This window comes from Polyangiaceae bacterium (assembly GCA_020633235.1).
Taxonomy (GTDB): domain Bacteria; phylum Myxococcota_A; class Polyangia; order Polyangiales; family Polyangiaceae; genus JACKEA01.
The window spans coordinates 702,740-715,142 of the sequence record JACKEA010000003.1; the positions used below are offsets into that span (position 1 = coordinate 702,740).

A 12,403-nucleotide genomic window follows, 5' to 3' on the forward strand; every position below is an offset into this window, starting at 1 on the left:
AGAAAACGAAAAGAGGTGAGCCCGCCAGATCCAGGGCAGGATCTGGCGGGCTCGGTTGGATCACTCCGCGGCCACGGTGGAAGCCTGGACCGGGGCGTTTTTGTCCATGGCCATCGTGGGATCGTTCGCGGTCGTCTCCCGAGGGAGGACGAACAGCTCGCGGGTGGAGTAACGAGTTCCTTCGAGGTGCATCTGCATGGCACGGCGTGTCGTCACATTGACGATGATGGGTGCCATGAGATTGACCGTCGCGGGCTGCCCGCGCTGCGCGCTGAGCATGGCCATCACTGCGATCTCGTCGCCGATGTCGCCCAAGTTCGCCATCTCCAGCGCGGTCTCCAGCGGGACGTCCGGATATTCGACGCCCAAGCCATGGACCGACACGACCGGGAAGGCGATTTCCGGGGTTTTCACCGATTGCAGCCATCCGATACACGGGGAATCACCGTGACGGATGAGAGCGAACGCGGTTTCCTCGGGAAATCCGATGACGCCCGCGGGGAAGTAGATGAGCTCGGTAGCTTCGAGCTCGATGGTTCCAAACCGTGCACTTTCGATCTTCATCTCGGAATCCTTCGTTTCGGAGCGACTACCGCCCATTCGGTGATTGGTGTTGCAATCGCGGTGCCAATTCTCAGGTCCCCGCAGGGATACGAACGATGAACGTCGTGCCGCTTTCTTCGCCGGCATCGATGCCCAACCTGCCCCCGTGAGCTTCCACCACTCGATTGCAGAACGTGAGGCCCACGCCGGCGCCGCCACTCGGCTCCCGCCCCGATCCGCAAAACAGATCGAACACGCGATCTTGATCCTGCGCCGGGATGCCGGGCCCCTCGTCGGAAACGGACAGCAGCAAGGTGTCGTCGGTGCAGCCGGAGTAGACCGTGACGGCGGTTCCGGCGGGCGCGACCCTCAAGGCGTTGTCGACCAGGTTGTCGAGCACGCGCTCGATGAGCTCGGTGTCGACGTCGGCGATGCCCTCCTCCCCGTTCTCCACCCGGAGCTCGACGCCCATCTGTCGGGCGCGGTCGCGGAAGCGGCGCACGACGCGCCGCGTGAAGGTGGACGCCGGCACCGGACGGCGGCTCAAGGGCAGCCTTCCCGGCCCCTCCCGCTCGGCACGGAGCGTCTGAAGCAGGAGCTTCGAGAGCTCACTGCACGTCTCCGCCATGTCCTGCACGCTGTCGGTCACGTCTCGAGACTCGTGACTCAGACGGCTTTGAAGCCACTCCAGGCTGGATTGCAGAGCGAACGCCAGGTTCTTGGCGTCGTGCAGCGCAAAGGTCCTGGTCTCCGAGGGCTGGAGGCTCTCACGGGCCAGGAAGACACCGGAAAGTTCGGCGTCCTCACCAGCGTCCCGCTTTCGTTCGAAGCCCATCACACGTCTCCTCGTCTTCGGTGAACGACGCCGGAGCCCGGAGCTTGAGAAAAATACTTCCACTCAGCGCCTCGGGCGGGGTCGATCCAGTCTGGCTCGAATCAGGTGCACCGCTTCCGAGTGGAGCTGGCACACGCGGCTCTCGGTCACACCGAGCACCTCGCCAATCTCGCGGAAGCTGCACTGCTCTTGGTAGTAGAGGGCCAGCACCACCTGCAGGCGCTCGGGGAGCGAGGTCGTGATCTTGCTCACCTCCTCGATCAGCTCCGCGCGGGACGCAATGAACTCAGGCAGCGGCGCTTCCGACTGTTCGGCGCCCGTGAGTGACAGGCGAGCGTAGCCCGCCTCGGAGATCTCACCGAGGAGAGCGTGGTACTTCTCGAGGGTCAGACCGAGCTCGGCGGCGACCTCTTCTTCTTCCGGCATACGGCCGAGGCGCGTCGACAGCTCGGCGGCCGTCTCCGAGATCTTGCGCGAGGCGTTCCTGAGCTTGCGCGAGAGGGGATCGAGGCCGCGCAGGTAGTCGAGAATCGCTCCACGCACGCGGTAGGACGCGTAGGCCTGGAAGTGCTCGTCGTCCATGTCGGGGGTACGGCGAGAAAGCGCTTCCGCCATGCCGACCCATCCGGCGCTCAGCACGTCGTCGAAGCTGACACTGGACGGCAGCGTTCGCGTGGTGCGGATGGCGATGCGCCGAACCATCGGCATGTACTGGTCCACCACGTCTCTTCCGTGGCGGGGCTGTCTCTGTTCGGCGGTACTCATGGCAATCATTTCAGTGGTCAATTCGACCCCTCGGTCAGTGCCGCCACGACGGCGTCGATCGTTGCTGGCTGGATGTCCTCGGGAACTCGGGGCCCATCGCACAGGTAGTAGATGGGAAGCTCCTGCGGCAGCGCGGCGTGAACGATGCCGCCGTACTGAACCGTCTCGTCGAGCTTCGTGACGCAGATGCCGGTGAGGCCGGCGTCCAGGTAGCCTTTGACGACGCGCTCGGCGTCGCTGCCGCGCGTCCACGCCGGAAGCACGAGCATCACGTGGGTGTTGCGGTTTTCCACGGCCTGCACACAGCCCGGAACGATCCAGTCGGAGTCGGACGCCGTGCTGCGCCCGGCGGTGTCCACCAGAACCAGGGGCGTGCGCACCTCGGCGAGGGTGTTTTCGAACTCCTCCACGCTGCGCGCCACCCTGAGCGTCACGCCCATCAAGTTCGCGTAGCGTTGCCACTGCTCCAAGGCGCCGACGCGGAACGTATCGAGCGTGATGACGGTGACCGGATGGCCGTAGTCCAGGCGAGCGCGCGCCGCGATCTTGGCGAGGGACGTCGTCTTTCCGACGCCCGTCTGGCCCACGGCGAAGACGACAGTCGGCTCTTGGCAGGTCAAGAACTCTTGTGCGACCTGAATGCGGTCCCGGAGCTGATCCGCGAGCCAGTGCCTGAGAGCGAGCTCACCGCGACGCGCCGCCCGCGTCGACCCGGTCACCAGCGTGCGCGCCAACCCGAGCTCGACGCCCCAGGAGGCCAACATCGAGAGGGCGCGCTGCTTGGGCGGACGGCTGGCGTTGAGATCCTCCAGCATGGCTCGCAGCGTCCCGATCTCCCGCTGGAGCTGGTGAACGTCCAGACCGAGGGTGGGTGTTCCATGGCCACGGCGCCCGCCGCTCCAGGGGCGAGCAGGAGCCGCCGAAGCACGCTCCGTCGGGTGCTTGCTGCGCGGGTCCTGGAATCCCCAGTTGAACCGCTCGTTGGGCGGCGCCGCCTCGATCTCCACGTAGTGGCTGCCCAGCGCGCCACCACGCCCGTTGCTCACCTTGCGCGTGGAGTAGATGATGGCGTCAGGACCGCAAGCGGCTTTCACTCGCGACAGGGCCTGGTTCACGTCCGCGCCCTTGAACGTCTGGTATTGCAAGGGGTACCTCCTTCAACTAGCCGAGCTCGCGCTCCTGAAGAGCAATCACCTCGAACGGTCGCAGCGTGGCGTCCGGCTCGATCTCCCGGAATGACAGGACGACGAGCGTGGGTACGCGACGTTCGGCAAACGCACGAACGTAGCGACGGATGTCGGGGCTGGAAACCACGACGGGAGCCATTCCCGCCGAGAGCATTCGTTGAGTAGCAGCCTCCAGCGACTCACCGAGCCGCTTGGCTTGCTCTGGGTCCAATGCACCACCCGTGCCCGCCGCGATCTCTCGCAGCGAGCGCCGGAAGATCTCCTCCACGCTGGCGTCCAGCACCAGCGTGGTGACGGCGCCATCGCGACCGGAAACCTGGGCCGTGAGCTGGCGAGACAGGCGCTGCCGCACCATTTCCGTGAGCTGTTCGGGGTCCCGCGTGTTCACGCTGAGCTCGATGAGCCCTTCCAAAATGGTGCGCAGATTGCGGATGGAGACGTTCTCCCGCAGCAGGTTGCGCATCAGCTTGAGCACCTCGCCGAGGGACATTTGCCCGGGGATCAGGTCGTCCACCAGCTTGGGCGTGGAGCGCGAAAACACCTCGAAAAGGTGCGAAAGCTCGGCCCGGCCCAGGATCTCGTGGGCGTTCCGCCGCACCAGCTCCGCCAGGTGCGTGGCCACGATGGTGGTGTGGTCCACCACGGTGTAGCCGAGGGCCTCCGCCAGCTCTCGATCGCGCGCCGCGATCCAACGCGCCGGCGTACCGAAGGCGGGGTCCTTGGTGGCCTCGCCGTCGATGGGTGGCGCGTTTCCTGACGCGTCGAGCGCCAATAGCTTGCCGGCGCGAACCACGCCGGTGGCTACCTCGGTCCCCAGCAGCATGAAGCGATACGCGCCGGGCGAGATGGCGAGGTTGTCTCGAATGTGAACCGGGGGAATGACGATGCCCAAGTCCAACGCCACCTGCTTGCGCAGTGCGGAGATACGATCCACCAGCGTGCCGCCCACCTTCGGATCCACGATGCCGACCAGCTCGTAGCCGACCTCGAGCGCCATCACGTCCAGAGGCAGGGAGGTTTCGATGTCTTCCTGAGATGCTGGCTGGACCGGCGCGGAACCACCCTCGGTCGCTTCGCCCTCCGGCGGCGTTGGCGCGGCTTGCTGCTTCCGGGCCGTCCAGATCAACGCGCCGGCGATGCCCAGGAACGGCAACGCCGGCATCCCCGGCAGGAAAGCGAACACCGAGAGCACCGCGGCGGAGGCGATCATCGCGCGGCGGGAGCCGAGCAACTGCGTGCGGAAAGCGCGGGTCAGCTGCTCTCCCGTGGCGGAACGGGTGACCACCACGCCCGCAGCGGTAGACACCAGAAGTGACGGCATCTGGCTGACCAGGGCGTCGCCGACGGACAGGATCGAGAAGGTTTCTGCCGCCGTGGAGAGCGACATTCCGCCCATCACGCCCAGGAGCAAACCGCCAACCAGGTTGATGGCGGTGATCAAGAGGCCCGCGATGGCGTCGCCCTTGACGAACTTGCTGGCGCCGTCCATCGCGCCGTAGAAGTCGGCCTCGCGCTCGATGGCCTTGCGCCGCGTGCGAGCAACGTCGGCGGAGATGATGCCGGCGTTGAGATCCGCGTCGATGGCCATCTGCTTGCCCGGCATGCCGTCCAAGGCGAAGCGCGCGGCGACCTCCGCCACGCGACCAGCACCCTTGGTGATGACCACGAAGTTGATGACCACCAGGATCAGAAACACGACGAGGCCGACGACCACGTTGCCGCCGACCACGAACTTGCCGAACGTCTCGACCACCCTCCCCGCCGCGGCGTGTCCCTCCTTGCCGTTCAGCAGGATCAGGCGCGTGGTGGCGACGTTCAGGCTCAACCGGAGCAGCGTCGCGACCAGGATCACCGCCGGGAAGGAGCTGAACTCCAGAGGCTGCTCCATGAACAGGCCGATCAGGAACACGCCGATGCTGATGGCGAGACTGAAGGCCAGCAGACCGTCGATGAGGAAGCGCGGCAGCGGCAGCACCATCATCAGCACGATGCCGATGATGGCGAGGGGGACCGCCAATTCCTTGACGCTTCCCGAATCCGTCTGGGAGCCGGTCGCGGTCGTCACGCCTCGGGCATTTGCCAGAAGCGTGCCACCGGCGTGGCGGTCAGACAGGGGTAAATCCGTACAGTTTCCCGGTGTTCACTGGTGTCAACGGCTTGGCCCGCGCCAGGCCGCTGGCGCGCCGACGGTCAACTGGCCGACGCCAGCCGCTTGCCGTTCGCGGGAACCAGCTCGTGCGTCACCACGCAGATGTCCCCGTCCAGCCCCACCCCGTGCGAGAAGTTCTTCAACCGTTGGATCAGACTGCCGGTCACCTCGGTGCCCTTGGCCACGATGGTCATGCCGCTGGCGGCCTTGACGTCTTCTGCCAAGAGCATCCCGACACGCAACTCTGGAAGGGTGACCGTGCGCACGTTCACCACGGTGACGAGCGCGAAGGAGAGCTTCGGAAGCAGCGCGAGCAACTTGGGATCGTACGAGCTGGCCTGCCGCTCGAGCACGGCGATGGCAGCCGCAGCGGGCAAGCCTCGCGCTTCGAGCAGGTGATAGTCGTACACGAGACGCAGGACGCGAGCACCGAGGGGCGCACTTGCTGGCGGGCGGTCGCGAGTGCGTAGAAGCTCCCGCACGAGCTCGAGGCGAGGAATGTTCGCGAGTAGCTGATCCCCGACTTCCGGCAGCCCGTCGATCATGCTCTGCTCCGCGGCGGACATCCGCTTGCCGTCGAAGTACCTCCGCAGCGTTTCCGGTGGCAGAGTGATGAGGGGCAGGTGACAGAGGAGCGCCGCCAGCTGAATGGACCATTGCTCCTTTTCGCCGATGGTATCGAGAACCTCGACGACGTACTGCTCGACCCGCCGCGCGCGACCGAAGGTGTCGGGCTGAGCCAGCGCCAAGGTGTCGAGCAGCGTCTGCACGCTGCCGCGCAGGGTCTTTTCCAGAAGCTCGCGCTCCGCCGTCAGCAGCCGGTGCTGCCGCACGGCGTCTTGGATGGTTGGCACCAGCACGTCCGGCGGACAGGGCTTGCTCAAGAAGCGAAACAGCTGGCCGTGATTGACCGCGCGAATGGCCTGCAAGAGGTCGCTCTGACCCGTGAGCAGCACGCGCACCATGTCCGGATCCAAGGCGCGGGCCCGCTCCAGGAACTCGGCGCCGTCCATGTTCGGCATGCGCATGTCGGAGATGACCACGGCGAAGGGGCCTTCGCTCTGGACGAGCTCCAGCGCCCGCGCACCACTCGGAGCCGTGGACACTTCGAACTCCCAGCCCAGCTGCCGCGCGAGGCCCTCGAGCACCAAGGGCTCGTCGTCCACCAACAGGATCCTCTCGAGAGCGGCCTCTTCCATCCTACTTCCCTCCGATAGCCTCGTCGCGGACGCGCCGAAGCGCGTCGACGGAGGCGTCCGCCTTCGTGATCTCCAGAAGGTCGCTCACCGTGGGGACTCCCTGACGACCGTTCGCCTCGTCCACCAATGCATGAGCGAACGCCAAGACGCTGGCCGTGTCCAGGCCGCGCCCCTCGAGCGCGTCTGGCGTGTGGTGCAGCGCGACCGCTTCGCTGATCACGTCCGGCAGCCCCCACAAGCTCAGGAGGTAAGCGCCAATCTCCGCGTGAGTGGTACCGAGCACCTCACGCTCGACCTCCAGGCGGGGACGCTTCGCCGCCTGCTCGAGCACCGTGCTCAGTGCATCGGGACGCACCGACGCGAGCACCAAGAACCCGACATCGTGCTCGAGGCCGGTAATGAAGGAATCCGCTGCGATCTTCGCCGCGCTGATGGAATTGCTGAAGCGCCGCGCCAGGCGTTCGCCAACACGCGCCACCTGTAGGGATTCCTGTGCGCTTTCCTCGATGAAGGGCACGTGCTCCGGCCCGGCGCGAAAGGCGGTGGCCACTTCCGTGTCCAGCACGATGGCCTTCAGCACGTTGGTCCCGAGCCGCGCTACGGCTTGCTCGATGTCCGTGATGGGCGCCCGTCCCGCAAAAAACGCGGTGTTCACCAGCTGCAGGGCCTTGGTGGAGATGCCGATGTCGCGACCAACGACGCCCGCGAGGTCCTTGGCTGAGCTCCGCGGCTCACACAGCACTCGATTCAGCTCGAAGAACACCTTCGGCTGCGCGGGAAGACCCGTGAGGCCGCCTATCAGCTGCCGCAGCGCGGGGTCCTGAACGATCGACTTGAGGGTAGCGGCGCGTTCCAACGCGCCGCGAAGCTGCTCGGCCGGGCAGGGCTTGGTCAAGAACTGATGGGCAACGGGGAGGGCGCGAAGCGCGGCCTCCACTTCCGTATGCCCCGACAGCACCACCCGGGCCACACCCGGGAACCGGTCGTGGGCAGCTTGCAGCAGGTGTGCGCCATCGATTCCCGGCATCCGCATGTCGGTGACGAGCACGTCCACCTGCTCTTCCTCCAACACCTGGAGCGCCTCTTGGCCGCTGGTGCAGAAACGCATGTCCCACTGATCGTCGTAGCGAAACAAGAGGCGGCGTAGCCCCGCGAGCACGTTCGGCTCGTCGTCGACGAATAGAAGTCTCATGCCGCATCCTCCCCGAGCGCCTCGCGCGCTCCTGCTACCGGTAGCTCGATGATGAACGTGGAGCCCTGACCAGGCTCGCTCTCCACTCGCAAGCGCCCGCCGTGCTTGTTCACGATCACGTGATGGGCAATCGCCAGCCCTTGCCCCGTGCCCTGCCCCACGGGTTTGGTCGTGAAGAAGGGATCGAAGATCCGCTCCACGACGGACGTGGGCATCCCGCAACCGTCGTCCTTGACCGACACGACGACATGGTCGTTCGCCGCGTGCGTCGAGAGCACGATGCGCCCCTTTTCACCAGGCGCTGCCTCCACACGCGCCCGAATGGCGTGCGCGGCGTTGACGATCATGTTGAGGAACACTTGATTGAGGTCGTTCGAGAGGCCGCTTACCGGGGGCAAGCTCGCCTCCAAGTTCAGCTCGACGTCCGCCACGTACTTCCATTCGTTCCGGGCGACGGTGACGGTGGTGTCGATGCAACGGTTCACGTCCACCAGCGTCCGCTCGGAGCCGGTACCCGGATGCGAGAACTCCTTCATCGCTTGCACGATGGTGGCGATGCGGTCGAGGCCCTCGAGGGACTGGGCCACGGCGCGAGGCACCTCGTCTCGCAGGTAGGTCAGTCGACACTTACGCTCGACGCGCTCGAGGGTCTTGCGCGCCTCTGGCCCGAGCCGTGGACGTGCGTCATCCCAAGCTTGGAACAGGGCCTTGAGACGCTCGATGGCATCGGACAGGAACTGCACGTTGTCACTCACGAACTGAGTGGGCGTGTTGATCTCGTGCGCGATTCCAGCGGACAAGCGGCCCACCGCCTCCAACTTGCGAGCGTGAAAGAGCTGCGCCTCCAAGCCCTTGCGGTCACTCACGTCCTCGACCACGACGATCACGAACTGGGTTCCGGATGCGGATTCTTCTCGATTTGCCCACATGGCGATGGGCACGTCCTGTCCTTGTCGCTGGACCACGAGGTCGTCCGCCAGTCCACGGCCGCGTTTCCACGCGACGACGAGCGGCAGCTCCTTCTCCGGATAGCGCTCGTCGGTCTTGGCACGCCGCACGTCCAGAACTCGACTCCATGCATCGCCGGGACGGAAGTCGAACACCTGAGGCGTGAGCTCCATCGCCATTCGATTGGCGAACACCGGGCCGCCCGCTTCGACGACGAACACGCCCACGGGCAATGCCTCCAGGAAGCTTATCAGTCGAGCCTCTCGGCGCCGGCGTTCATCCGCCGCTTCCTTCTCGGCCGTCACGTCCTGGCACACGCCGATGAGCGCGCCGACGCTGCCGTCACCGCGACGCACGGCGCTGCCCCGAAGCGACAGGTGTCGATCTCCGTGGTCTCCGCGCACCCGAACGTAGAGTGCGAGGGGGTCACCATCGCTGAGCGCGGCAGCCAGCGCTTGGCGAAAGAATGGACGGTCCTCAGGGTGGATGAGCTCGATGAGCTCGTCCTTGGCGGCGTAGCGTGGACCCGACGCCCCCCGTCCGAGCAAGCTGCGGATCTGACCATCTCCTTCGAAACGCCGGTGTTCCACGGAGTAATGCCACGTGGTCGTCGACCCCGCCCCCAGCGCGAGCGCCAGTTGCTCGTCGCGTTCTCGCAGTCGCTGCATGGTGCGACGCCGCGAGCGCGCGGCCCGCTCGGCTCGACGCAATGCCCGGGCGAGCTGCCCGCGCGCTTGTGCATGGTGTTGTGCCAAAGCGCCGAGCGGCAATGCATAGGCAATCCAGCGCAACATGTGCGCTGCCCCGAAGCCCAAACCGTAGTCCTTCGTTGCGACAACCATGGCTAGCTGCGCCGCCAGCGCCGGAGCCAGCACCCAACGCAGGGCGTCGTCGATGGTGCTCGAGCAGGCGCGATGACGGAGCTGGAGTAGAATGAAGGCGAGCGCCACTAGTCCCACGCAGGTCGCGTCGCCGAAGGGAGGCAGCGCCCAAGACGCCAAGATCAGAACGGCAGCCAGGGCAGGCAGCCCCAAGCGCCTCTGACCAGCGTTCCAGCGTCGAGAAACCTCGGAACCGACCGTCAGCATCAACGCCGGATAGACCCCTGTCGCAAGCCAGCCTTCGTAGCTGTCGGTCGGGCTCGGCCGGCCCAGGGAGTGGCCCGCGTGAATCGCCTCCAGGGCTGCAGAGCCCAGAAACGCAAGCCCGAGCAACAGCGTCGCGGCAGATCCCTCGGCGTCGATCTCGTATTCGTACAAGAGGGCAAGGCCGGTGAACGCCGCGGCAGCGACGCTCAACCCTTCTACCAAAACGTGGCCCGCGGACCCGAACGAGAATCCCGTGATGTACCCCACGCCCAAACGCTCGCCCACCGGCACCAACACCAGCGCCAGGGAAACCAATCCCCCCACCACCAAGAAGGTCCGGGGCAATCGGGATCGGGTGCGTGGACTCATACGCTGAGATGAACGGCAAAAACGTCCACGTGTTGAGGGAACTATGCCCGTACCCCTCGATTCCGCATGCGGAACACGAAGGCGAGCACCTCGGCCACCGCCGCGTAGAGCTCCATCGGAATGGTTTTGCCGGTCTTCACCCGCTCCGCCAGGGTGCGTGCCAACGGGACGTTCTCCACCGCGACGATGCCGTACTCCTTGGCGAGCTTCTTGATGTATTGCGCCACCTCGTCGTAGCCCTTGGCTACGACGACAGGGGCGCCTTCCTCGGGTCGATAGCGCAAGGCGACGGCCACGTGGGTGGGGTTGGTGACGACGACGTCCGCAGTCTTCACCTCCTTTGCGATGTTCCGTCGCAACATCTCACGCGCCTTCGCGCGCTGGCGGCTCTTGACTCGGGGGTCACCTTCCTGCTGCTTGAACTCGTCCTTCATCTCCTGGTGGCTCATGCGGATTTGCTTCTCATGGCGGAACCAAGAGGTCGCGTAATCGATGGCCGAGAGCACCGCGAGGGCAAGGGTGGACCAGAGTGCCAGACGGCTGGCGATGTCGAGCAGCGCTTCGATACCGCCGGAAAGTGGCGTGCGCGACAGCCGAGTGAGCGCCGGGAATGCGTCGCGACAGACCTTGTAAGCGACTCCCCCTACGACCGCGACGCGGCCTAGGGCGAGGGCGGTGTTGCTGGCTCCGGTCTGGGGCGAGAAGAGCTGCTTCAGCTTTCCGAGCGGCGCCAAACGGTTCCACTTCGGCTCCACCAGCTCGAGCCTCGGCATGTAGCCGGCCTCGGCGAAGCCCATGGCCACCGCGGCGGCCGCAGCCACCAGCGCGATGGGAAGTGCGATCAACGCCAGGCTCGTCATCGCTTGGCCAGCGATGCGCGTCACGCCAGCCGAGCGCAGTTGATCGGTCTGGGAGAAGCAGGCACTGGCGAGCTCCCTCAGCTCTGCCCCCAGCTGCTTCTGAAACACCATCAGCCCGGCCAGCACCGCCAGTGACGCCGCCACCGCTGCGGCGTCACGCGAGCGCGGGAACTGTCCGTCTTCGCGGGCCTTCTTTCGTCGTTCTGGTGTGGCCTCTAAGGTCTTTTCGCTGTCGTCGTGCTCGGACATGGCGCCCTCAAGTCATCACTTGTGTGAGGACGGTCTCGAGCCGACCGCCAAGGCGAGACACCTCGGCGAGCAGTTGGTAGGCGGTGTCCGGCGCCGCAAGGATCAGCACCAGCCCTCCAACGGAGAGCGTGACCGCGAAACCGATCGAGAAGATCTGCATTGCAGGAGCAGCTCGCGACACGAAGGCCAGTGCGACCTGCACCATGAACAGGATCGCGAGCACCGGGATCGCGATGCGAACCCCGGCTTCGAGAGCACTCACGGAGAGATCCACCAGGCCCGGCACGCTGGCCTCCACGTGCGGGATGCCTCCGAGGGGCACCATGCGAAAGCTGGTCAGGACTGCGCTGATCACGACGCGGTGCGCTCCCGCGAGCAGAGCCAAGAGGATCGCGAAGTGGCGGAACAGCTTGGCCAGCACCGTCTGGGTACCGTGCAGGGACGGGTCGAAGACCTGAGCCACTCCGAGCCCCATGGGCGGCCCGATCACGTCGGCCGCGATCTCCGCCACGGCGATGGTGAGCCGCACCACGAACCCCATGGCCAACCCCAGGATGAGCTCCGAAACCACTGCCAGAAGCAGGCTGAGCGGCGAGTCTCCCACGCCCGGCTCAACGCCGATGTGCCCATGGACGGCAATGGCCAGCACGATCGTCAGGCCTGCCTTCACGCGCATGGGCGCCGCGCTCCAGGACAGCGGCGCAATCATCACCAGCCCCGAGATGCGCGTCATCGCCAGAACCAGCGCGACGATCTCGGCTATGACGAGGCGATCGAGCACACCATCACCGCGTCACTTCCGTGATCGAAGCGATGGTTCGAGAGGTGTAATCCACCAGCTGGCGGAGCGTCCAAGAACCGAGGACGATGAACGTGGCAGAGATCACGAGGAGCTTCGATACATAGCTGATGCTCGCTTCGTTGACCTGCGTGGCAGCCTGAAGCACGCCCACGATGAGCCCGACCACGAGAGCGGCGAGCAGCATCGGCCCGGCCACGATGGCCGCGGCGATCATCGC

11 protein-coding genes are annotated in these 12,403 nt (G+C 65.8%); all 11 read right to left on the reverse strand.

Annotation, left to right across the window (positions count from 1 at the left end; translation table 11 throughout):
- Positions 1 to 60: 60 nt before the first annotated feature.
- The 11 genes from fliW to H6717_20020 all read right to left on the reverse strand — a co-directional run bounded on the left by fliW (position 61) and on the right by H6717_20020 (position 12,400).
- Positions 61 to 600 (reverse strand): flagellar assembly protein FliW, encoded by a 540-nt coding sequence (gene fliW, locus H6717_19970; protein MCB9579317.1) that lies wholly within the window; start codon positions 598 to 600, stop codon positions 61 to 63.
- Positions 601 to 634: 34 nt separating this feature from the next.
- Positions 635 to 1,378: a HAMP domain-containing histidine kinase gene (locus H6717_19975; protein MCB9579318.1), complete on the reverse strand. Its 744-nt coding sequence runs from the start codon at positions 1,376 to 1,378 to the stop codon at positions 635 to 637.
- A 63-nt stretch (positions 1,379 to 1,441) separates the two neighbouring features.
- Entirely contained in the window at positions 1,442 to 2,143 is a 702-nt protein-coding gene (locus H6717_19980; protein ID MCB9579319.1) for a FliA/WhiG family RNA polymerase sigma factor, read from the reverse strand.
- 17 nt (positions 2,144 to 2,160) lie between these two features.
- Entirely contained in the window at positions 2,161 to 3,288 is a 1,128-nt protein-coding gene (gene flhF / locus H6717_19985) for a flagellar biosynthesis protein FlhF (GenBank protein MCB9579320.1), read from the reverse strand.
- Positions 3,289 to 3,304: 16 nt separating this feature from the next.
- A complete protein-coding gene (flhA, locus tag H6717_19990; protein ID MCB9579321.1) occupies positions 3,305 to 5,395 on the reverse strand; it encodes a flagellar biosynthesis protein FlhA in 2,091 nt (696 codons plus the stop codon).
- A 125-nt stretch (positions 5,396 to 5,520) separates the two neighbouring features.
- Positions 5,521 to 6,678, reverse strand: coding sequence for a response regulator (locus H6717_19995; GenBank protein ID MCB9579322.1), 1,158 nt, complete (start codon positions 6,676 to 6,678; stop codon positions 5,521 to 5,523).
- A gap of 1 nt (position 6,679) precedes the next feature.
- On the reverse strand, positions 6,680 to 7,870 hold the full coding sequence (locus H6717_20000; GenBank protein ID MCB9579323.1) for an HDOD domain-containing protein: 1,191 nt from the start codon (positions 7,868 to 7,870) through the stop codon (positions 6,680 to 6,682).
- The gene (locus H6717_20005; GenBank protein ID MCB9579324.1) at positions 7,867 to 10,251 is read right to left on the reverse strand and encodes a PAS domain-containing protein; all 2,385 of its coding nucleotides are present in this window, start codon (positions 10,249 to 10,251) and stop codon (positions 7,867 to 7,869) included. Before H6717_20005 ends, H6717_20000 begins: the two co-directional genes overlap by 4 nt.
- A 65-nt stretch (positions 10,252 to 10,316) precedes the next feature.
- Positions 10,317 to 11,384 carry an EscU/YscU/HrcU family type III secretion system export apparatus switch protein gene (locus H6717_20010; GenBank protein ID MCB9579325.1) on the reverse strand — a complete coding sequence of 356 codons (1,068 nt, stop codon included), beginning with the start codon at positions 11,382 to 11,384 and terminating at the stop codon, positions 10,317 to 10,319.
- 7 nt (positions 11,385 to 11,391) lie between these two features.
- Positions 11,392 to 12,165 (reverse strand): flagellar biosynthetic protein FliR, encoded by a 774-nt coding sequence (locus H6717_20015; protein MCB9579326.1) that lies wholly within the window; start codon positions 12,163 to 12,165, stop codon positions 11,392 to 11,394.
- A 4-nt stretch (positions 12,166 to 12,169) separates the two neighbouring features.
- On the reverse strand, positions 12,170 to 12,400 hold the full coding sequence (locus H6717_20020) for a flagellar biosynthetic protein FliQ (protein MCB9579327.1): 231 nt from the start codon (positions 12,398 to 12,400) through the stop codon (positions 12,170 to 12,172).
- Positions 12,401 to 12,403 lie beyond the last annotated feature (3 nt).